We start from the raw sequence: 21,256 nt of genomic DNA, 5'->3' as shown, positions 1-21,256 counted from the left end.
CGCCCCTCATCGTCGGTCCCCTCAGTCGGTGTAGGTGCCCCAGTCTCCGGCGTCCCATGTCCGGGCGGGCGCCGGTGAAGCGACTCGGGTGAACAGTACGTCGCCGGGCGCCGGGTCCGGGGCCTGTTCGGCCCGGCGGCGCAGGGCCTGCGGCGTCACCGCGGGCCAGCGGCCGGTGTCGATGCGCTCCAGCAGCACCGACAGCGCGGTGGCGCGTTCGGCGGTGCTGAACGTGCAGTGCCCGGCCCGGTTCACGAACGCCTGCCGCAGCAGCGCCCCGGACCCGGCCCGCGTCGCCGTCTCCCGGTAGGCGCGTTCGTCGGATACCGGCCCGGCCGGGTCGCCGACGGTGTGCAGGGTGAGCACCGGGTCGCGCAGCCTCCCGTCGTAGGTGATGAACCGTTCGGCGCGGGCCAGGGCGCGGGGGTCGGCGGCGATCTGGGGGGCGCGGGCGAGCCGGTCGAGGTCGGCGTCCAGGTCGGCCCCGGCCCGCCGGTAGACGGCCTTGATCGTCTTCTCCCGGCCGGAGGCGCGCAGCTGCCGCCGGTAGTCCACGCCGGTGTTCCACGAGGGGTTGCCGCCGAGGAACTGCTCGTAGGGGGCGCGGACGTGGGCGCCGACGGCGAACGGCAGCCCGGCGCTCCACCCGTCGATCAGCGCGTCCAGGTCGCCCGGGCCGGGTTCGGGCGACGCCGCGTCGTTCCACGCGGGCACCTGCGCGAACGCGGCGGCCAGCGCGAGCCGGGCCCGGCCCTGCGGGGTGGCCCCGGCGCGGCCGATCAGGTCGGTCAGGGCGGCCTGCTCGGCGGCGGGGTCGGCGATGCGCACCAGCGACAGCGGCGCGCCGGGGTCGACGAGCGTCTTGAGCGCCCACGCGGCGTCGAGCTTGGCGTTCCACATGCCCACGGTGCCGGCGCCGCCGCCGCACGCGGGCATCGCGCCGTCCACGAGGTGGCCGTAGTACTGGACGAAGCCGCGGGTCAGCAGCCCGCCCTGGGAGTCGCCCAGCGCCACGGTGCGGGCCGGCGCGCCCACCTTGTCGGCGAACACCGCACGGGTCGCGGCGATGTTGCGCAGGTCGGTGCTGAGCTGCCAGCCGGGCCGCGAGTCGGTTCCGGCGACCGCGAACCCCTGGCGGGTCACCCACTGCTGGAACGGCTCGTCGAGGCGCCCCCGGTTGGCGAGCAGCAGCAGGGTGCCGTCCCACTTGGGCGGGACGGTGATGACGTAGGCGGTGCCGTCGGCGTGCTCGCCGGTCAGTTCCCGCGGCGTCGCGGTGCCCGCGACGGCGGTGCCCGGCGCCAGCAGGGCGGTGACCGCGGCGAGGGCGGCGGTGGTCGCGCGGAGCCTCATCGGATGCCTCCGGGGACGTGCGGGCGCAGGAAGCGGTCGGGGGTGTAGCGGATGAACTGGGCGGTGCCCAGGTCCGGGTCCTCGGCGGCGAGGCGTTCGGCGAGGCGGCCCAGTTCGCGGGCGTCGGCGTCGTCGCTCCACCGGCCGGTCTTGACGCGGCGTTCCAGTGTCAGCGCGGTGGCGACGAGTTCGGCTCCGGTGTACTGGCAGTGCCCCGGCCTGTCGATGAACGCCTGCCGGAGCATCCGCCCGTCTCCGGCGCGCCTGACGGCGTCGGAGTAGGCGCGGGCCTGCGTGACGGTGGGGTAGTTGTCGCCGCGCTCGTGCAGGGTCAGGACGGGAACGTCCAGTTCGCCGCTGGGGGTGAAGTTGCGTTCCATGTAGGCGACCGCCTGCGGGTCGGCGGAGACGCGCGGGGCCCGGTCGAGGCGGGCCAGGTCGGCGTCCAGGTCGAGCCCGGCCTGCCTGTAGAGGGCCCTCACCTGTTCGGTACGGCCGGATGCCTTGAGCAGCTTGCGGTAGTCGACGCCGGTGTTCCAGGACATGCTGCCTCCCGCGCGCTGCTCCAGCGGGTAGCGCGGGGAGAACACGGTCGGCATGAACGCGGCGTACTGCTGGGCCTGCCGGCCGGCCCAGTCGTCGGCGGCGGGTTCGGGCGTCCCGGGCACCGACCAGGGCGAGATCTGGGCGAAGGCGGCGGCCAGGGCGATGCGCGCCCGGCCCGCCGGGGTCTGCTGGGCGGCGTCGAGGACGGCGCGGGCGGCTGCGGTGCTGCGCGTCTCCTCCTCGGCCGACGCCAGCCGGGTCAGCTTGAGGCCGGTGTCGCCGGGCGCCAGCAGGGTCTTGAACGCGAACGCCGCGTCGAGCGCCTGGTTGAGCATGGCGACCGGGCCGGCGACCGAGGCGCAGTAGGGCAGCGCGCCGTCGACCAGGTCGGGTCGGCGTTCGGCCAGGCCGGCGGCGATGTTGCCGCCCATCGACGAGCCCCACGCCAGCGTGGTCTCCGGCGTTCCGACGGCCTCGGCGAGGACGGCCAGCGTGGAGGCGGAGTCCCGCAGGGTCTCCTCGACGGCCCAGCCGTCGCCGTACGGACGTGTGCCGGCCAGGGCGTAGCCGTGCTCCAGCAGCCATTCCCGCGCGGCGGGGTTGCCGCCGAGCTCGGCGGGCCGCTGCTGCGGCCCGGCGCCCTGGCCGTAGCCGGGGCTGAACGACAGGACGGTGCCGTTCCAGTCGGCGGGGACCTCGATGGCGTAGGTCGCGCCGGTGGGGTGGACGCCGCGGAGGCCGATCGGGCCGTCCTTCGCGGCGGCGGGCGGGGCGGGGACGAGGGCGAGCGCGGCGGCTGCGGCGGCGGCTCCGGCGGCTCTCCGGAAGGGGGTGGGCATGTCCGGCTCCCAGGGGGTTTAAGGAGACGCTGATCGGACGATCGTCCGTTAAGAGCAGCACGTGATGTTCGGCAGGAATCCTACGGCCGTCACATAACTGTTGACAATGCCTCTTCACCTGCTTACTTTGAGCCGACCACCCCGTAGCGAGGGAGTCGCCGATGTTCCGGAAGACAGCCATGAGCGTGATCGCGGTCACCGCCGCGGCCGGCCTCGTCTCCGCCTGCGGCACCGGCCCCGGGGCGCGCGGCGCCGCGGGCAATGGCCGCCCCGACCAGCTGGTGTTCGCCGCCATCCCCTCCGAGCAGACCGACAACCTGCAGGCGGCCTTCGCCCCGATCGTCACCGCCCTGCAGAAGAACCTGGGCGTCCCGGTCGAGTTCCAGGCCGTGGCCAGCAACGCCGCCGTGGTCGAGGCGCAGGTCGCCAAGCGCGTGGACGTCGCCGTCTACGGGGCCTTCAGCTACTACCTGGCCCGCAGCCGCGCCGACGTGCGGCCGGTTGCCGTGCCCCTCCAGGCGCCCAAGGGCGCACCCGGCGCCTACGCCTACGGCGTGACCCGCGGCGACGACACCTCGATCACGTCGCTCGCGGACGTCAAGGGCAAGGACGTCTGCTTCACCGACCCCGGCTCCACCACCGGCTACCTCCAGCCGCTGGCCTCGATGAAGGAGGCCGGGGTGGACGCGACCAAGGACGCCAGGACCGTGTTCACCAAGGGCCATGACACCGCGGTCGCCTCGCTGCTGGCCGGCGACTGCGACATCGCGTTCGTCGGCGACGTGTTCATCGACACCCTGCTGCCGGCCCGCGGCCAGCTCAAGCCCGGCCAGGTCCGCAAGGTGTGGACCTCGCCGCTCATCCCGGGGCCGCCCGTCGTGGTCGGCACCTGGCTGCCGCAGGACATGCGCGACAAGATCGCCAAGACGGTGACCGGGCTGACCGCCACCGGCGCGGCCTCCGCCGGACTGTGCAAGGGCAAGGAGATCAAGGGCCCGGCGTCCTGGGGCGACCAGGCCGGCGCCACGGCCTGCCCGCTCGGTTCGTCCAACGCCTGGACCTTCGTCGCGGCCGACGACGGCACCTACCGGCCGATCGCCCGGATCTGCGAGGTCACCAAGGCCGACGTCTGCACTTCCGGCGACTGAGGAGGCCGACATGACCAACACCGGTGGCGGGGCGGTGCTCGACCTCGCCGGGATCGTCAAAGGCTTCGGCGGCGGCGCCGTGCTCGACGGCATCGACCTGACCGTTCCGCGGGGCCAGTTCGTCGCGCTGGTCGGCCCGTCGGGCGCCGGCAAGTCGACCCTGCTGCGGCTGGTCAACGGGATGCACCTGCCCGACCGCGGCACCGTCCGCACGCTCGGCGCCGACCCCGCCGGCTGCTCGCGCCGCGAACTGCGGGCGCTGCGCGCCCGGGTGGGGTTCGTCTTCCAGCAGTTCGGCCTGGTCGGCCGGCTGTCGGCGCTGGAGAACGTGCTCATGGGGGCGCTGGCCACGCTGCGCTGGCCCCGCTACGGCGTGATGACCTACCCGCGCGCCCTGCGGGAACGCGCGGTGGAGCAGCTGGACCGGGTCGGCCTGGCCGACAAGCGCTTCCAGCGCTGCGACACGCTGTCGGGCGGGCAGCAGCAGCGGGTCGCCGTGGCCCGGACGCTGCTGCAGAGCCCGGAGCTGATCCTGGCCGACGAGCCGGTCGCCTCGCTGGATCCGGCCGCCAGCGTGCTGGTGCTCGACACCCTCAAGCGGATCAGCGCCGAGGACGGCATCTCCGTCGTGTGCAGCCTCCACCAGATCGACCTGGCGCTGTCCACGGCCGACCGGGTGGTGGCGCTGCGGTCGGGGCGGATCGTGCTGGACGAGCCCGCCGCCGCCCTGTCGGAGGAGCGGCTGCGGGCCGTCTACCGGAAGGCGGGCGCCCGTGCCGACTAGCACCGGACAGGCCGTGCGGGCCGAGCGGAAGGCCGCGGGGCCGGGGCCGCTGCGCCCGCCGCTGGGCGCCCGCACCGTCGTCGCGGCCGGGCTGCTCGCCGCCGCCGCGGCCGTCACCTGCGTGACGTTCTGGTGGATCGGCCTGTCGCCGCTGACGCTGGCCGCCGGGCTCGGCGACACGCGGCGGCTGCTGGAGCGGATGCTGCCGCCGGAGTTCCCGGCCGCCGGCGACATCGTCTCGCTGGTCGTCGAGACCCTGCTGATCGCGGTGGCGGGCACCGGGCTGGCGGCGCTGGCCTCGGTGCCGCTGGCCTTCGCCGCCGCGCACACCCGGCCCGGCCGCGGCGCGGCCCGGCGGATCGCCCGGCTGGTCATCGTGCTGACCCGGGCGGTGCCGACGCTGGTGTTCGCGATCCTGTTCGTCCGGGCGTTCGGTCTGGGGCCGCTGGCCGGGGCGCTGGCGGTCGCGGTGCACTCGGTCGGCATGATCGCCAAGCTGCTGGCCGACGCGATCGAGGAGGCCGACCCGGTCCCGGCCGAGGCGGTCCGCGCCTGCGGGGCCCGCGAGTCGCAGGTGGCCCTGTCCAACGTGCTGCCGCGCGTGCTGCCCGCACTCGTCGCCGTCGTCCTGTACCGGCTCGACATCAACATCCGGGCGTCGGCGGTGCTCGGCGTGGTCGGCGCCGGCGGCATCGGGGTGGCGCTGCAGACCGCGCTGGGCAGCCTGGCCTACCGGCGCGCGGCGGGCGTCATCTGCGTGATCATCGTGCTGATCCTGCTGCTGGAGCTGCTGTCGGTGGCGATCCGCCGGCGCGGCGGGCAGGACCGGCCGGCCGGGTCCGCGGCGCTGCCCGCCGGGCGGCGCGCCCACGACGTCGGCTGGGACCGCGACCGGGTGCTGCGGTTCGCCGGGTCGGGCACCGCCGCGGCGGTCTTCCTGGCCTCGCTGTGGTCGCTGGACCTCAGCCTGGACCGGCTGGCCGGCGCCTGGCCGAACGTGCGCGCGATGCTCACCGGGATGTGGCCGCCGGCGTTCTCCGGCGAGATCCTCATGGGGGTGCTGGAGAGCCTGCTCATGGCGCTGGGCGCCGCGTCCGTCGGCGCGGTGGGCGGGCTGGCGGCGGCCCTGCTCACCGCGACCGGCGTCGCCCCCTGGCGCCCGCTGGCGGCGGTGGTCCGCGCCCTGGTGGTGGTCATGCGGGGCATCCCCGACCTGGTGTACGCGCTGCTGTTCGTGGCGGCGCTGGGGCTCGGCCCGTTCGCCGGGTTCCTGGCCCTGTGGATCTCCTGCACCGCGCTGGCCGCCAAGTTCTTCACCGACGCCCTGGAGCGGCTCGACCCGGTCCCGCACGAGGCGCTGACCTCGGTCGGCGCCAGTCGGCCGCAGGCGTTCACCGCCGGGATCTGGCCGCAGTTCGTGCCGTCGTTCACCGGCAACGGCCTGTTCGTCGCCGATCTGGCGCTGCGCGAGTCGATCGTGCTGGGCATCGTCGGCGCGGGCGGCGTCGGCTACCTGATGCAGGAGTCCATCGCCACCCTGCGCTACGACGTCACCTGCGCCATCGTCATCGCGATCGCCGTCGTCGTCTACGGCATCGAGGCGCTCGCCCGCCTCGCCCGCCGCCACCTGCTGTGACCCCCGCCGCAAGAAGGAAGCCCGAGGAAGGAAGCGATGCGCGCCGAACGCCCGTCCGACTGGGATCCCCGCCTCCCGGAGACCTTCGACAGCTCCCACGAGGTCTACGCCGACCTGCGGCGGCGCTGCCCGGTGCCGTGGAGCGACGCCTTCGGCGGCTTCTGGGCGGTGACCCGCTACGACGACGTCGTGCGGGTCGCCCGCGACAGCGGCACGTTCAGCACCGCCGTGCAGAACGTCGTCCCGCACGTGCCGCGCAGCGCCCGCCGGCCCCCGCTGCACTTCGACCCGCCCGAGCACGGGGTCTACCGGGCCCCGCTGGACCGGGTGATGCGGCGGGCCGCGGTGCGCCGCCTGGCGCCCGCCTTCGCCGAGGCGGCGCGCGAGCTGCTGCGTCCGATGCTGGAGCGCGGCGGCGGCGACTACTCCGCCGAGTTCGCGCTGCCGTTCGCCGCCCACTGCTTCGCGCTGTTCCTGGGCCTGCCGGTCGAGCGGGTGCTGGAGATCCGCCGCATCGGGGTGGAGTACAGCTTCGCCATCCAGGACATGGACCGGCCCCGCATCAGGGCGGCCAGCGACGAGCTGTACGGCATCGCCCGCCGGATCGTCGACGAGCGCCGCCGCGACCCCGGCGACCCGGACACCGACATGGTCACCAGCCTGCTGGAGGCCGCCCGCGACCCGGACCGCCCGATCCCCGACGACCTCGTGGTCGGGACGGTCCGGCAGACCATCGTCGCGGGCATCGGCGCCCCGCACGCCGTGCTCGGCAGCGCCGCCGTGCACCTGGCCCGCGACCCGGACCTGCAGCGGCGGCTGCGGGAGCGGCCCGACCTGCTGCCGGGCGCCGTCGAGGAGCTGCTGCGGCTGTACGCCCCGTACCGGGTGTTCGCCCGCACCGCCACCCGCGACGTCGAGCTCGGCGGCCGGACGATCCGCGCCGGCGAGCCGGTCACCATGCTGTTCCCCTCGGCCAACCGGGACGAGGCCGTCTTCGCCGACCCCGACCGGCTCGACCTGGACCGGCGGCCCAACCGCCACCTGGCGTTCGGCCGGGGCGCCCACCGCTGCCCCGGCGCGGCCATGGCCAGGCTGGAGATGGCCGCCGCGCTGCGGGCCCTGCTGGGCGGCACGACCGGCTTCGCCCTCGACGGCGAGGTGACGATGTTCAACTGGCTGGAGTTCGGCCCGAGGTCGGTGCCGCTGCGCCTCGCCGCGGCCGGCGGGTGACGCTCAGGACAGGGCGTGCCAGGCGTTGGACAGGGCCTGCCGGAACTGCTCCACCTGCCGGGGGGTGAGGTCGCCGAGCATGCGCTCCTCCAGGCGGCGGACCGGCTCGGCGAGGTCGGCCAGCAGGTCCCGTCCGGCGTCGGTGAGGTGGATGAGCAGTTCCCGGCGGTTGGCGGGGTTGCGCTCGCGGCGGATCAGGCCGCGGCCCTCCAGCGCGCGCACCATGTCGGCCATGGACTGGGCGGTGACGAACGAGTCGCGGGCGAGCTGGGCCGCCGACAGGCCGTCGTGCCGGTCCAGCACGGTCAGCGCGGTGTACTGCAGCGCGGTGACGCCCGCGGGCCGCACCAGCTCCTCCAGGCCCGAGCGGACCGCCAGTTCCAGCCGTTTGACCATGTAGAGCAGCGAGGGCGGCGCCTTGACGGGCGTCTGGTGCGCCTCGGCGCCGGACGTGCGGTGCTGGTCTGCCGGGGTGGTGGTCATCTTCGGTGTGCTCCCTGGTCGCGCCGGTCGGTGCGCGGTGCTGCCGCTATCAGGATCCTGCCACCGACCACGAATCGACGATTGACAGGAAACCTGTCGGACACAACACTGTCAATCGGCAGGATTCCTGTCGATTTTTCATCGGGAGAAGGACGGAGACATGGAGCTGAACGGCAAGGTCGCGATCGTCACCGGGAGCGGGCGCGGCCTCGGCCTGGCCTACGCGCGGGCGCTGGCCGCCGCGGGCGCGGCGGTGGTGGTCAACGACGTGGACGCGCAGGCGGTGGACGCCGCGGTGGAGCAGATCACCGCGGCGGGCGGCCGGGCGGCCGGCGCGGTGGCCGCGGTCGGCGAGACGGCGGCGGCCGAGGAGCTGGTCGCGACGGCGGTGCGCGCGTTCGGACGGCTGGACGTGCTGGTCACCAACGCCGGCATCCTGCGCGACCGGGTGCTGTGGAAGATGACCGACGAGGACTTCGACGCGGTCGTCAAGGTGCACCTGCGCGGCACGTTCACCTGCGCCCGGGCGGCGGCGGTGCGGATGCGCGAGCAGGGCGAGGGCGGGCGGATCATCCTCATCGGCTCCCCCGCCGGGCAGCGCGGCAACTTCGGCCAGACCAACTACGCGGCGGCCAAGGCCGGCATCGCCGCGATGGCCCGCACGTGGGCGCTGGAGCTGGCCAGGTCGGGCATCACCGTCAACGCCGTGGTGCCGGTCGCGGCCACCGAGATGACCAAGACCATCCCGGCGTTCGCCCCGTTCATCGCCGAGTCCGAGCGCACCGGCGCGCCGCTGCCGAAGTGGCTGCGCAGGGACGAGGGCCTGGGCACGGTCGAGGACGTCGCCGGGCTGATCACGTTCCTGGCCTCCGACGCCGCCAAGGACGTGACCGGGCAGGCGATCGGCATCGGCGGGGACCGGCTGGCGCTGTGGGCGCACCCGAAGGAGAAGGCGGTGGCGTTCGCCGACGGCGGCTGGAGCGCCGAGGCGATCGCCGCGCAGTGGCACACGGGCGTGGGCGCCGAGCCGGAGACCTACGGCATCCCCGCCCCCGACGTCCCGGAGGCCGCGAAGTGAGCGGGTCCGCGATCGACGTCGACGCGCTGGTCGCCATCGACGTGCACACCCACGCCGAGATCTCCGGGGACGGCCACCGGTCGCTGAGCCCGGAGCTGTTCGGCGCCTCCGCCGAGTACTTCAAGGCGCAGGGGCACCGCCAGCCCACCATCGCGGAGATGGCCGCCTACTACCGCGAGCGGAAGATGGCGGCGGTGGTGTTCACCGTGGACGCCGAGCACGCCACCGGGTGGCCGCGGATCTCCAACGAGGAGGTCGCCGAGAGCTGCGCCGAGCATCCCGACGTGCTGATCCCGTTCGCCGGCATCGACCCCTGGAAGGGAAAGGCGGGCGTGCAGGAGGCCCGCCGGCTGGTCGAGCGGTACGGGGTGCGGGGGTTCAAGTTCCACCCCAGCATCCAGGGCTTCTCCCCCAACGACCCGATGGCCTATCCCCTGTACGAGGCCATCGAGGAGCTGGGCGCGATCGCGCTGTTCCACACCGGGCAGACCGGCATCGGCGCCGGGGTGCCGGGGGGCGGCGGCATCCGGCTCAAGTACTCCGACCCGATGCTCGTCGACGACGTCGCCGCCGACTTCCCCGGACTGCGGATCATCCTGGCGCACCCGTCGTTCCCCTGGCAGGACGAGGCGCTGGCGGTCGCCGTCCACAAGCCCACCGTCCACATCGACCTGTCGGGCTGGTCGCCCAAGTACTTCCCGCCGCAGCTGGTGCGGTACGCCAACAGCCTGCTCAAGGACAAGGTGCTGTTCGGCTCGGACTACCCCGTCATCACCCCCGACCGCTGGCTGGCCGACTTCGACAAGCTCGACATCAAGCCCGAGGTCCGCCCAAAGATCCTCAAGGACAACGCCGCCCGGCTGCTCGGCCTGACCACGCACTGAAGGAGACCCCATGCTCACCGTCAACGGACTCGACGAGATCAAGGCCCTGGCGGGCAAGGACCTCGGGCACAGCGACTGGCTGGAGATCACCCAGGAGCGGGTGGACACCTTCGCCGACGCCACCGACGACCACCAGTGGATCCACGTGGACGCCGAGAAGGCCGCGCAGGGGCCGTTCGGCGGCACCATCGCCCACGGCTACCTGACCCTCTCGCTCGTCATCCCCCTGTTCGGCGCCCTGCTCGACATCCGGGGCACGGCGATGAGCATCAACTACGGCCTGGAGAAGGTCCGCTTCCCCGCCCCGGTGCGCGTCGGGTCACGGATCCGGCTGGGCGCCAAGGTCGCCTCCGTCGAGGGCGTGCCCGGCAACGGGGTGCAGATGCTGTGCGACTTCACCGTCGAGATCGAGGGCTCGGACAAGCCCGCCTGCGTCGCCCGCACCGTCTACCGCCACTATTTCTGACCGGCGCGGCTGACCGGCACGGCTGACCGGCGCGGCTGACCGGCGCGGCTGACCGGCGCGGCGGCGGCCGCGCCGGACCGCCCCGGCCGCGCGGGACACGGCGCCTGATTGTTCGTTGAATCACATGAAAGGTAGATCATCTCTTGACAAGCCCATAATGACCCCATACCCGGCGCTATCTAGGATGAAAGGGTGGAAAATAACGTTGAAATAGAGCGGATCGTCGATATGGCGACGAAGTTGTTCGCGGAAATGGGGTATGACGGCACGTCACTCGGAATGGTCGCCGACGCGCTGGGCGTCCCGGTCTCGGCGGTCACCGCGGCGGCCGGGACCAAGCGGCAACTGTATCTGACGGTGATGCGGCGCGCCTTCGAGGCCGAGTGGGCGACCCTGAAGGCGGCGGTGGACACCTGCCCGTCGGACCGCCGCTGCGTGCACCACATCGCCGACGCCTATCTCGACTTCCACGTCGCCCATCCCTACGTCCGGGCGCTGTGGGCGCACCGCTGGGTGGCCGACGCCGCCGACATCGTGGACCTGGAGGACCGCTATCCCCGGCCGCTGTTCCGGCTGGTGGCGAAGCGGACCCGGGACGCGGTCCCCGACGGCGTCAACGTCTATTGGATGCTGGGCATGATGGTGTGGACCGTGCACGGCTTCCTCGGGTCCGGCGTGCTCGCCCGGCGCAGCGGAATGCTGCGCACCGACCATCCGAAGGTGGTGCGCGATTTCCGGGCCCATCTGCATTTGATGCTCGAAGGGATGATGACCGCCCAGCGCTGAACCGGGACCGCCCTGGGCGGGGCGTCACGGGTTCTTCAGCGTCACGGGTTCTTCAGCGTCACGGGTTCTTCAGCGTCACGGGTTCTTCAGGAGCGCCTTGGCGGTGTCGGCGTCGGTGATGAGGATGTTGATCCAGGCGCCGCGGGCCGCCCCGCGGATGGCGGCGACCTTGGCCTCGCCTCCGGCGACGCCGATCCGGCGGTCCACCGCGCGCAGCTGGTCGGGTTCGATGCCGATGATGCGGTCGTCGAAGTCGGCGTTGACGGGACGGCCCTCGGCGTCGAAGTAGCGGGTGCAGACGTCCCCGACGGCGCCGAGCTCCTCGAGCTGGCGCTTGTCCTCCGGCGTTATCGCGTTGCCCGACCGGCGCAGCAGCGGCGACGGCTCCAGGGTGCCGATGCCGACGAGGGCGAGGGTGAGCCGCCCCCACGACTGCATGACCTCGGCGACGTCCGGCTCCTTCGACAGCAGGTCGCGCAGCTCGCGGCTGTGCACGAGCGCGGCGCAGGGGGCGAAGACCGGCCGGGCCCCGGTGAGCTCGGCGAGCCGGCTGGTCAGCCGGGTGGCGTGCAGCTGCACCTCGGGGCTGCCCGATCCGCCGACGATCTGGACGACCTCGTGGGCGACGGAGTTGGTCTTGGCGGGCATGACGTTGACCGCCTCCAGGAGGGTGGCGCTCCAGGAGGAGATCCCGATGACGTCGCCGCCCTTGAGGGTGGCGTCGAGATAGGTGGCGGTGGCGGCCGCGAGCGCGGGGATGACGTCGGTTCCGGCGCCGCCGGCGTCGGCGACGACCGCGTCGCGCAGCCCGTACTCCTTGACGAGGGCCTCTTCCAGCTCGGCGTGCACGCCCTCGGGCGACACCACGACCGTGCGGACGACGGAGCGGTCGGCCGCCTCCTTCAGCAGGCGGGACACCCGCGCCTGCGACATGTTGAGCCGCTCGGCGATCTCGGGTTGCCGGAGCCCTCGCTCGTGGTACATGCGCGCCACCTTGACCAGCAGCCGAAGGTGGTCGGGGCTGGGCGTCGATGCGGTCACCACGGGTTGGCAGCTCCTCACGCGGGCGCCGGGGGGCGCTCAGTTGGCATGGTAGACACTGGGACGGCCGGGGGCGAGGGCCCGGCGGGCGCGCCCGCCCCCGGCCGGTTTTCGCGTCAGAGTCTGGCAAAGACGCCGAACTGATCGGCGTTGGACCTGTCGACGAGTTCGCAGTCGATCGACTGCTTCTCCGGCTGCCCGGTCGAGCCGGTCTTGATGAACCTGTCGGCCTGCTCGACGGCCCGCTGGGCGCCGAGCGCGGCGGGCTGCAGCGCGGTGGCGTACATGGCCCCCGCCTTGATCTGCGCGATGGCGTCGGGGCTGCCGTCGAAGCCGACCACGACCACGTCGGTCTTCTTCGCGGCCTTCAGCGCGGCGACCGCGCCCACGGCCATGGTGTCATTGCCGGCGATCACGCCCTGGATGTCGGGGTTGCGCTGCAGGATGGTCTCCATCTTGGAGAAGGCCTCCTGCTGGTCCCAGTTGGCGGTCTGCTGGGCGACGCGCTTCATGTCGGGGTACTGGGAGATGACGTCGTTGAAGCCCTTGGAGCGGACGCCGGCGTTGGTGTCGGACTCCTTGCCGGTCAGCTCGACGTAGTTGCCCTTGCCCTTCATCGCCTTGACGAACGCCTGCGCGGCGAGCTGGGCGCCCTGGGCGTTGTTGGAGACGATCTGGGCCTTGGCGATGCCGGTCTTGTTGATCTCACGGTCGATCAGGAAGACCGGGACGCCGGCGTCGGTGGCCTTCTGCACGGGGCCGATCGAGGCGTCGGCGCCGGCGTTGTCGAGGATGATCGCGGCGGCCTTGCGGGAGATGGCGGCGTCGATCAGCTCGCTCTGCTTGTTCGGGTCGTCGTCGTGCGAGGCGACCGAGGTCTGGTAGCCGAGGCTCTCGGCCTTCTTCTTCGCCGCTTCGGCCTCGGCCTTGAAGAAGGGGTTGTCGTGCGACGGCGTGATGATCGCGATGAGGTTGCCGCCGGACTTGCCGCCGGACGCCTCGGCCGATCCGGAGTCGTCGGACGACCCGCAGGCGGTCAGGCTCAGGGCGCCGGCGGCGAGGACCGCGGCGGCCCGGATCACCAGGCGACGGTTGGGGTGGGACATTGCTGCTCCTAATCACATGGCCGCTGGGCCGTTGGGGTGGGTTTCCCGCACGGGGCGGGTGAAGCGGGACTCAGGTGGTCTTCGCCGCGGCGTCGGCGGGGTCGTCCGCCTCGGCCGCGGCGGGCTTGCCCGCCGCGGCGTCGTCGTCCGTCGTGGCGACGGCGACGGCCGAGACGGTGGCGCGGCGGCGCTGGAAGCGCTGCTGGCTCTGGTCGAGGATGACCGCGACGACGATCACGGTGCCCTTGATGAAGATCTGCCAGAAGGTGGAGACGCCGAGGATGACCAGGCCGTCGGCGAGGAAGCCGATGACGAACGCGCCGACGAGGGTGCCGCGGACGTTGCCGCGGCCGCCGGACAGGGCGGCGCCGCCGATGACGACGGCCGCGATGGCGTTGAGTTCGTAGCTGTCCCCGGCCTGCGGGGCGGCGGAGGTCAGCTCGGAGGCGATGATGACGCCGGCCATGGCGGCGCAGGCGCCGGAGACCATGTAGACGACGGTCTTGACCCTGCGGACGGGCACGCCGGTCAGCTCGGTGGCCCGCTCGTTGCCTCCGGTGGCGTACAGCCAGCGGCCGAACGGGGTGGAGCGCAGCAGGAGCGCGACGGCGGCCGCCAGGATGACCATGATCCAGATGGCCACCGGCAGCCCGAGGGGGCGTCCGCTGCCGATCCAGCCGAAGCCGGTGTTGCCGGTGGCGGGGTCCCCGGCCAGGTCGGGGTAGGTGGTGCCGTTGGAGATGAGCAGGGCGGCGCCGCGGGCCACGTACAGCATGCCGAGCGTCGCGATGAACGGCGCCACGTTGAACCGGGTCACCAGGATGCCGTTGACCGTGCCGACGAGCGTGCCGACGGCGATGCACAGCACCACCACGGCCCACACCGGCGGGTAGGCGATGACGCCGAAGAACCCCAGGTGCACGCCCTGCAGCAGTTCGCCGGCCACGACGCCCGACAGGCCGACGATCGAGCCGACGGACAGGTCGATGCCGCCCTTGAGGATGACCAGCAGCATGCCCAGCGCCAGCACGGCGTTGATGGCCACGTGCTTGGTCATCGTGATGAGGTTGTCGACGGTGAGGAAGGAGTCGGACAGCAGGCTGAACACGACGATCAGCACGCCGAGCGCGATGAACGCCCGGAGTTCGAAGACCGCGTTCAGCGTCTTGAGCCGGCGGGCCTCGGCGGCGGCCCGGCGGTGCCGCCGGGCGGCGGTCGCGTGGTCGTGGGTCAGGGTGTCGGTCATGTCACGCCCCCTGCTGGAGGTCGGCGCCGTCGGCCAGGCTCATCAGCCGGTCGCGGGTGATCTCGCCCGCGCGCAGGTCGGCGACCAGGCGGCCGCGGACCAGGACGAGCAGGCGGTCGGGGATGTTCAGCGCCTCTTCGGTCTCGGATGTGGTGAACAGGACGGCCAGGCCGCGTTCGGCCTGGCGGGCCATCAGCTCGAAGACGTCGGCCTTGGCGGCCACGTCCACGCCGCGGGACGGTTCGTCCAGCAGCAGCACGCGGGGGTCGGTCATCAGGGCCCGGCCGATGACGACCTTCTGCTGGTTGCCGCCGCTGAGCGAGCCGATCGGCGCGTCCGGCCCGGCGGCCTTGACGGTGACGTCGCCGATCATCGAGGTGACGGCGGCGCGTTCGGCGCCGCGGTTCACCAGCAGCCCGCGCAGGAACCGGGTCAGCGCCGCCAGGGACAGGTTCTGGCCGACGCTCATCGTCTGGACGAGGCCGTCGCGCTGGCGGTCCTCGGGGACCAGCACCAGCCCCGCGCCGATGCGCTGCCGGATCGACCCGGTGACCGGCTCGCCGTGCAGGCGCACCTGCCCGGCGGCGGCGGGCAGCCGCCCGGCCAGGCATTCCAGCAGTTCGGTGCGGCCGCTGCCCATCAGCCCGTAGATGCCGACGGTCTCCCCCGCGCGGATGGTGAACGACACGTCGTCGACGGCGAGCCGGTCGGGGTTGCCGGGGTCGGCCACCGACAGGCCGTCGACCTCCAGGGCGACCGGGCCCGGGTGCGGGTCCCGCTCGGGGAACAGGTCGTCCTGTTCGCGTCCGACCATGGTGCGCACGACCCACGCCAGGTCCACGTCGGCGGCGGTCGCGGTGGCGACCAGGGAGCCGTCGCGCAGGACGGCGACGTCGTCGGCGATGTCGAGCGCCTCCTCCAGGTGGTGGGAGATGTAGATGACCGCCACGCCCTCGGCGGTCAGCTCGCGGATGACCTGGAAGAGCACCTCGACCTCGGGGGCGCTCAGCGCCGAGGTCGGCTCGTCCATGATCAGGATGCGGGCGTCCTGGAGCAGCGCGCGGGCGATCTCGACCAGCTGCTGCTGCCCCAGCCGCAGGTCGCCGACCGGCCGGCCGGGGGCGAGGGTGCCGTCCAGGCGGCGCAGCACGGCGGCGGCCAGCGACCGCTCGGCGGACCCGTCGAGCAGGACGCCGCCGCGGGTGCGCTCCCGGCCCAGGAACAGGTTGTCCTGGATGTTCAGGTTCGGGCAGAGGCTCAGTTCCTGATGGATGATCGAGACGCCCTGGTCGGCCGCCTCCCGGGCGCTGCCGAAGACGACCGGCCGGCCGTCGAGCTCGACCCGCCCGGTGGTGGGCTGCTCGACCCCGCTGAGGATCTTCATCAGGGTCGACTTGCCGGCGCCGTTCTCCCCGAACAGCACGGTGACGCGTCCGGGGGCGATGTCGAGGGAGACGCCCTTGAGCGCCTGCGTCCCGCCGTAGACCTTGGTGACGTCCACGGCGCGCAGCACGGGCGGGGCCGGTGCGGTGGCGGCGGCCGCGGGCCGTTCGGGTGCGGTGGTCATGACGCCGCCTTGATGGAGACCGGGGTGACGGTGAGGACGTCCGGGGTGAGCGGGGTCATCGCGCCCACCACGGTGACCTTCTTGTCCTTGAGGGCCTCGACGTCGAGCGAGGCCAGCACCTTGGCCTTGACCTGGTTGTTGAGGGCGGTGCCGGCGTCGGCGTACTCCACCTGGTTGGTGAACTGGCCGAACTTGATGAACCCGACGGCGTCGCGCAGGGCGGTGCCGTTGACGGCCGGGCCGATCTGGACCGAGACCCGGGCGTCGTCCAGGTCGGGCACGTCGACCCGCAGGAGTCCGTTCTCGGCCTCCTTGGCGGTTCCGGTGAGGGAGACGGCGTAGCTGTAGGGGCCGGTGCCCTCCCGGTTGCCGTACTTCTGGCCCGCCGCGTCGGAGTCGGCGGCGATGGCCTTGTGCAGGGTGACGATGTCGACGGCCTTCTGCTGGATCGCGGGCACGACCTTGGACTCGTAGTTCTCCGCGCCGAACTCGGCCGCGTCGAACTTCTGGGCCCGGCCCGCGGGCTCGGCGTCGTCCGAACGGTAGGTCGTGTCCAGCAGGATCGCACCGATCAGCACGATCAGCGCGACCAGGCAGATGCGGCCGAGCGTGAACGGGCCGTGGCGGCGCGCGGCGCTCCCGCCGGCCCGCCGTGCTTGTCCGATTGTTGTCATGACGTTCTCTCCGGTGGGCGTGCGCCGAGTTCTCGGGCGGCCGCGAGACGCCGCCGCCACAGGGCCACGGCGCGGCCGCGTTGCTCCTCGCTCCAGGAGGGGGTGAAGACCTCCAGGCCGGTGTCGGCGCGGCGTTCCAGGTCCGGCATGGTCCACCAGTTCAGGACCAGTCCGGCGAGGTCGGCCGCGCCGCCCGCGGACAGCTGGTGGTGGCGGCTGCGGGCGACCTCGACGCCGGCGAGGTCGGCCTGCAGCCGCATGAGGGCGGTGCTGCGGGCCAGGCCGCCGTCGGCGACGACGCGGCGCACCCTCGGCATCGCGGCGAGCACGTCGTCGACCTGGTGGGCGACCGATTCCAGCGCGGCGCGGGCGAGCTGCGCGCGGCCGGTGCCGAAGTCGAATCCGGCCAGCACCGGCACGGCCCGGGGGTCCCACCAGGGCGCGCCGAGCCCGCCGAACGCGGGGACGAGCGTGACGCCGCCCGCGTCGGCCTCCGCCGCCATCTCCACGACCCGGTCGGCGGGGACGTCGAGCAGTTCGGCCAGCCAGGTCAGGGTGCGTCCGCTGGAGCGGATGTTGGCCTCGTGCGCGAACGTCACCTCCTTGACCGACCAGGCGATGGTGTCGCACACCGCCCCGTCCGCCCCGGGGGCGTCGGCTGCGGTCATGACGGACGAGCCGGTGCCGTAGGTGACCTTGACGACGCCGCGCCGCCAGCCGGCGTGCGCGAACAGCGCGGCGTGGGAGTCGCCCAGCACGGCCAGCACCGGCACGCCCGCGGGCAGCGGGGACAGGTCGCGGGCCGCCCCGAACGGGCCGGTGGAGGAGACGACGTCCGGCAGCGCCGCCCGCGGCACGTCGAACAGCTCCAGCAGCTCGGCGTCCCAGTCCCCGCCGCGCAGGTCCAGCAGCTGGGTGCGGGAGGCGTTGCCGATCTCGGTGACGAAGGCGCCGGTCAGCGAGGTCAGCAGCCACGCGTCCACGGTGCCGAGCCGCAGCTCGCCCCGCCGGGAACGGTCCCGTCCGGGGTCGTGCTCGTCGAGCAGCGCCGCCATCTTCAGCGCCGAGAACATCGGGTCGAGGGGCAGCCCGGTCCGCCGCCGGACGAGGTCGGCGTGCCCGGCGCGGGCCAGTTCGGCCGCCCGGGGGGCGCCCCGCCGGTCCTGCCAGCTGACCAGCGGGGCGACCGGCCGTCCGGTCGCGGCCTCCCACAGCACCACCGACTCGCGCTGCGTGCTCAGCCCGATCCCGGCGACCGCTGCCGGATCGACCCCGTCCGTGCAGGCGGCGACGGCGGCGCGGACACTGGCCAGCACTTGCGCGGCGTCCTGCTCCACCAGCCCCGGGCCCGGATGGCGCACCGACACCGGGGCGCTCGCCTGCGCGGCGATGTTCCCGGCCGAGTCCACCAGCAGCGCCTTGGTGGAGCTGGTGCCCTGGTCGATCGCCAGCACGAACGGTCCCATCAGGCCCGTCCCAGCGCCTCGCGCGCGGCCGCGGCGATCCCGGTCGCGTTGAGACCGAAGTGGTCGAGCAGGAACGCGGTGCCGCCCGTCGGCGCGAACGCGGGGACCCCCAGCATCCGCACCGGCACGGGGCGGTGCTCGGCGACGACCTTGGCGACCGCGGCGCCCAGCCCGCCGGAGACCAGGCCCTCCTCCGCCGTGACGATGGTGCCGGTCTCCTCGGCGGCGGCCACCACCTCGGCGACGTCCAGCGGCTCGACGAAGGTCATGTTCACCACGCGGGCGGCCACCCCGCCCGCGGCCAGCAGCTCGGCGGCCTCCAGGGCGCGGGAGACCATCGTGCCGATCGCGATCAGGGTGACGTCGCCGCCGTCGCGGAGCCGGACGGCCCGGCCCTCGCGGAACGGCGCGTCGGCGGGCGTCACCTCGGGCACCTTGAACCGCGGGATGCGGATGTAGGAGGGGCGCCCGCACTCGGCGGCCCAGCGGACGGCGTCGCGGGTCTGCCGGGGGTCGGCGGGCACGACGATCCGCAGGCCCGGGACGGCCCGCATCCACGAGATGTCCTCGATGGAGTGGTGGGTCGGGCCGAGCTCGCCGTAGGCCATCCCCGGGCTCTGCCCGCACAGGACGACGTGCCGTTCGCTGTAGGCGACGTCGGCCTTGATCTGCTCCAGGGCGCGGCCGGTGAGGAAGGGCGCGGCGGCCGACGCGAACGGGATGAATCCGGCGTTGGCCAGCCCGGCCGCCACGCCGACCATGTCCTGCTCGGCGATGCCGACGTTGATGAGCCGGTCGGGGAACTCCTCGCGGAACTTCACCAGATTGCTGGACCCGACCGAGTCGTTGCACACCGCCACCACGCGTTCGTCGGCCCGGGCCAGGGCCGCCAGCTCGTCGGCGAAGTCGGCGCGGCAGTCGAACGTGGGGGCCTGTTCGGCGACGGCGGTCATCCGGCCAGCTCCGCCAGGGCCAGCCGGAACTGCTCGTCGGTGGGCACCTTGTGGTGCCATTCGACCCGGTCTTCCATGAACGACACTCCCTTGCCCTTGATCGTGTTGGCCACGACGGCGACCGGGCGGCCCGTCGTCGACGGTTCCAGCGCCTGCTTGATCGCCGCGTGGTCGTGGCCGTCGATGACCCGCGTCTCCCAGCCGAAGCTCGCCCACTTGGCGTCCAGCGGCTCCAGCGCCTTGGTGTCCTCGGTGCGGGCGCCCTGCTGCAGCCGGTTGCGGTCGACCACGGCCGTGAGGTTGCCCAGCTCGTGGTGGGCGGCGGTCATCGCCGCCTCCCAGTTGCTGCCCTCCTGCATCTCGCCGTCGCCGAGCACGACGATCGTGCGCCAGTCCTCCCCGCGCAGCTTGGCGCCCAGCGCGCAGCCGGTGGCGACGGGGAAGCCGTGGCCGAGGGGGCCGGTGTTGGTCTCCACCCCGGGCACTTTCACCCGGTTGGGGTGGCCGTTGAGCGGTGACAGCGGCGCCATGAAGTCGGTGAGCCGCTCGCGGGGGAAGAAGCCGCAGGACGCCAGCGTCGCGTACAGGGCCGCGGCGCAGTGTCCCTTGCTCAGCACGAAGCGGTCGCGCTGCGGGTCGGACGGGTCGCGCGGGTCGAGCCGCAGCGTGGCCCACATCGCGGTCACCAGCAGGTCGGTGACCGACAGGTCGCCGCCGACATGCCCCATCCGCGCCGCCTGGATGGTGGTGAGGACGTCCCGGCGGATGCCGGTGGCGATCCTCGCCAGTTCCGGCGCGGCCTGCTCGGGCGTCGCCGCCCGCAGCCGCGCGCTCTGCTCGAGGTAGGCGGCGGCCGCCGCCTCGTCCACCCGCAGCGGGGTCTGCACTGCCGTCACCGCGCCTCGCTTTCGGCGAGCGCCCGGAACAGGGCGCGCTTGGCGATGCGCTGGGCGGCCAGGGCGTCCTGCGCCGCCTGCGCCTCGGCGAGCTCCTTGCGGTCGAGGTAGCCGAGCGCCCGGTGGAACGCCTTCATGGTGCCGATCCCGGTGCGCGCCGCCTCGACGGGGTTCTCGCGGAAGGGGAACTGGTCGAGCTGCCATACGCCGTCCCAGCCCGCGTCGTGGAGCGCGAAGAAGAACTCGAAGGTCTCCAGCAGGTGCACCGAGCCGACGACCATGTCGTCGTCCCAGCCGCGGAAGTTGTCGTTGACGTCGATCGCGAACAGCTTGCCGCGCGCGATCGCCATCCGCGCCGCCTCCGCCGGCGTCTCCCCGCCGTACAGCGAGTGGCCGAAGTCCAGCAGCACGCCCACGTTGTCGACGCCCATGTCCTGGATCGCCAGCAGCGTGCGCGCGACCGAGGAGAACACCATCCGGTTGCGCGGCTCACGCGGCTTGTACTCGATCGCGAACTTCAGGTCGGGAAACGCCTGGGCCAGCTCCCGGACGGCGTCGACCGACCTGTCCCACAGGTCGGCGTAGTCGGCCTGGAAGGGGTAGTCGTAGCCGTCCTGGCCCGGCCAGAGCTTGACGTAGTCGACGCCGAGCTCGCGGCCGACCTCGGCCGAGGCGGCGACCAGGTCGATGGCCGCGCGCCGCACCTCGGGGTCGGGGTTGGTGAAGCCGCCCTTGGCGAACCTGCCGGTGTAGAACTCCGGCGTGACCGCGATGGCGCGCAGGTTCCGCGCCGCGAGCGCGTCCTTCACCTCCGCGGTGCTGATGCCGCCGGGCGGGAAGGGCCAGTTGAGGTCGACGACCGACAGGTCCTCGACCTGGCCGGCCAGCTCGATGGCGTCCAGCACCGTGCGCGGTTCGCCGTAGCCGTCGGTGGCGTACCGGTCGACGTAGGTGGCGAAGTGCCAGATGCCCGCCCCGAAGACGGGCCCGTCCGCGCCGTGAATTTTTATGCGCTCTCGATCAGACATGCAAGCACGCTAAGGGGAGGACCGAATCGACGTCAAGGTTCTCTTT

The 21,256-nt window shown here is 73.3% G+C and carries 20 protein-coding genes; 8 read left to right on the top strand and 12 right to left on the bottom strand.

Going from position 1 to position 21,256, the window contains the following annotated elements; translation table 11 throughout:
- Positions 1-21: 21 nt before the first annotated feature.
- Positions 22-1,353 carry a hypothetical protein gene (locus ABD879_RS00170; protein ID WP_345016122.1) on the bottom strand — a complete coding sequence of 444 codons (1,332 nt, stop codon included), beginning with the start codon at positions 1,351-1,353 and terminating at the stop codon, positions 22-24.
- On the bottom strand, positions 1,350-2,738 hold the full coding sequence (locus ABD879_RS00165) for an alpha/beta fold hydrolase (protein WP_345016120.1): 1,389 nt from the start codon (positions 2,736-2,738) through the stop codon (positions 1,350-1,352). The genes ABD879_RS00170 and ABD879_RS00165 overlap by 4 nt, the downstream gene beginning before the upstream one ends.
- Before the next feature lie 161 nt (positions 2,739-2,899).
- Between ABD879_RS00165 and ABD879_RS00160 the strand changes: the two genes are divergently transcribed.
- The 4 genes from ABD879_RS00160 to ABD879_RS00145 are packed head-to-tail and all read left to right on the top strand — an operon-like array spanning position 2,900 to position 7,536.
- On the top strand, positions 2,900-3,886 hold the full coding sequence (locus tag ABD879_RS00160) for a phosphate/phosphite/phosphonate ABC transporter substrate-binding protein (RefSeq protein ID WP_345016118.1): 987 nt from the start codon (positions 2,900-2,902) through the stop codon (positions 3,884-3,886).
- 10 nt (positions 3,887-3,896) lie between these two features.
- The gene (gene phnC / locus ABD879_RS00155) at positions 3,897-4,670 is read left to right on the top strand and encodes a phosphonate ABC transporter ATP-binding protein (protein ID WP_345016116.1); all 774 of its coding nucleotides are present in this window, start codon (positions 3,897-3,899) and stop codon (positions 4,668-4,670) included.
- Positions 4,660-6,306, top strand: a complete 1,647-nt coding sequence (gene phnE / locus ABD879_RS00150) for a phosphonate ABC transporter, permease protein PhnE (RefSeq protein ID WP_345016114.1) — start codon at positions 4,660-4,662, stop codon at positions 6,304-6,306. The genes phnC and phnE overlap by 11 nt, the downstream gene beginning before the upstream one ends.
- Before the next feature lie 36 nt (positions 6,307-6,342).
- On the top strand, positions 6,343-7,536 hold the full coding sequence (locus tag ABD879_RS00145; protein ID WP_345016113.1) for a cytochrome P450: 1,194 nt from the start codon (positions 6,343-6,345) through the stop codon (positions 7,534-7,536).
- 3 nt (positions 7,537-7,539) lie between these two features.
- Here the strand turns inward: ABD879_RS00145 and ABD879_RS00140 are convergent, their stop codons facing one another.
- Positions 7,540-8,019, bottom strand: coding sequence for a MarR family winged helix-turn-helix transcriptional regulator (locus ABD879_RS00140; protein ID WP_345016112.1), 480 nt, complete (start codon positions 8,017-8,019; stop codon positions 7,540-7,542).
- Positions 8,020-8,179: 160 nt separating this feature from the next.
- On the opposite strand from ABD879_RS00140, the gene ABD879_RS00135 reads away from it, so the two are divergent.
- The 4 genes from ABD879_RS00135 to ABD879_RS00120 all read left to right on the top strand — a co-directional run bounded on the left by ABD879_RS00135 (position 8,180) and on the right by ABD879_RS00120 (position 11,233).
- Positions 8,180-9,097 (top strand): SDR family oxidoreductase, encoded by a 918-nt coding sequence (locus ABD879_RS00135; RefSeq protein WP_345016110.1) that lies wholly within the window; start codon positions 8,180-8,182, stop codon positions 9,095-9,097.
- Positions 9,094-9,981 (top strand): amidohydrolase family protein, encoded by an 888-nt coding sequence (locus tag ABD879_RS00130; protein ID WP_345016108.1) that lies wholly within the window; start codon positions 9,094-9,096, stop codon positions 9,979-9,981. Before ABD879_RS00135 ends, ABD879_RS00130 begins: the two co-directional genes overlap by 4 nt.
- Before the next feature lie 10 nt (positions 9,982-9,991).
- Complete coding sequence (locus ABD879_RS00125; protein ID WP_345016106.1) at positions 9,992-10,447, top strand: MaoC family dehydratase; 456 nt, start codon at positions 9,992-9,994, stop codon at positions 10,445-10,447.
- 228 nt (positions 10,448-10,675) lie between these two features.
- A complete protein-coding gene (locus ABD879_RS00120; RefSeq protein ID WP_345016104.1) occupies positions 10,676-11,233 on the top strand; it encodes a TetR/AcrR family transcriptional regulator in 558 nt (185 codons plus the stop codon).
- A 75-nt stretch (positions 11,234-11,308) separates the two neighbouring features.
- Here ABD879_RS00120 and ABD879_RS00115 read toward each other — a convergent pair whose 3' ends face one another.
- The 9 genes from ABD879_RS00115 to ABD879_RS00075 form a co-directional block, all read right to left on the bottom strand.
- On the bottom strand, positions 11,309-12,277 hold the full coding sequence (locus tag ABD879_RS00115) for a sugar-binding transcriptional regulator (RefSeq protein ID WP_345016102.1): 969 nt from the start codon (positions 12,275-12,277) through the stop codon (positions 11,309-11,311).
- Between the two features lie 113 nt (positions 12,278-12,390).
- Positions 12,391-13,380, bottom strand: a complete 990-nt coding sequence (locus tag ABD879_RS00110) for a D-ribose ABC transporter substrate-binding protein (RefSeq protein WP_345016100.1) — start codon at positions 13,378-13,380, stop codon at positions 12,391-12,393.
- Between the two features lie 70 nt (positions 13,381-13,450).
- Positions 13,451-14,626, bottom strand: a complete 1,176-nt coding sequence (locus ABD879_RS00105) for an ABC transporter permease (RefSeq protein ID WP_345016098.1) — start codon at positions 14,624-14,626, stop codon at positions 13,451-13,453.
- 1 nt (position 14,627) lies between these two features.
- Positions 14,628-16,193 (bottom strand): sugar ABC transporter ATP-binding protein, encoded by a 1,566-nt coding sequence (locus tag ABD879_RS00100; protein WP_345016096.1) that lies wholly within the window; start codon positions 16,191-16,193, stop codon positions 14,628-14,630.
- Positions 16,190-16,867 (bottom strand): DUF2291 family protein, encoded by a 678-nt coding sequence (locus tag ABD879_RS00095; protein WP_345016094.1) that lies wholly within the window; start codon positions 16,865-16,867, stop codon positions 16,190-16,192. The genes ABD879_RS00100 and ABD879_RS00095 overlap by 4 nt, the downstream gene beginning before the upstream one ends.
- The gene (locus ABD879_RS00090) at positions 16,864-18,333 is read right to left on the bottom strand and encodes an FGGY-family carbohydrate kinase (protein WP_345016092.1); all 1,470 of its coding nucleotides are present in this window, start codon (positions 18,331-18,333) and stop codon (positions 16,864-16,866) included. Before ABD879_RS00090 ends, ABD879_RS00095 begins: the two co-directional genes overlap by 4 nt.
- The gene (locus ABD879_RS00085; protein WP_345016090.1) at positions 18,333-19,286 is read right to left on the bottom strand and encodes a transketolase family protein; all 954 of its coding nucleotides are present in this window, start codon (positions 19,284-19,286) and stop codon (positions 18,333-18,335) included. Before ABD879_RS00085 ends, ABD879_RS00090 begins: the two co-directional genes overlap by 1 nt.
- Positions 19,283-20,182, bottom strand: a complete 900-nt coding sequence (locus tag ABD879_RS00080; RefSeq protein ID WP_345016088.1) for a transketolase — start codon at positions 20,180-20,182, stop codon at positions 19,283-19,285. The genes ABD879_RS00085 and ABD879_RS00080 overlap by 4 nt, the downstream gene beginning before the upstream one ends.
- Positions 20,179-21,210 carry a sugar phosphate isomerase/epimerase family protein gene (locus ABD879_RS00075; RefSeq protein ID WP_345016086.1) on the bottom strand — a complete coding sequence of 344 codons (1,032 nt, stop codon included), beginning with the start codon at positions 21,208-21,210 and terminating at the stop codon, positions 20,179-20,181. Before ABD879_RS00075 ends, ABD879_RS00080 begins: the two co-directional genes overlap by 4 nt.
- Positions 21,211-21,256 lie beyond the last annotated feature (46 nt).

Source organism: Actinomadura keratinilytica, assembly GCF_039539665.1.
Classification (GTDB): Bacteria; Actinomycetota; Actinomycetes; order Streptosporangiales; family Streptosporangiaceae; genus Spirillospora; species Spirillospora keratinilytica.
The sequence above is the reverse complement of the archived record's forward strand: the minus strand, read 5'-3'. Positions and strand labels throughout refer to the sequence as shown.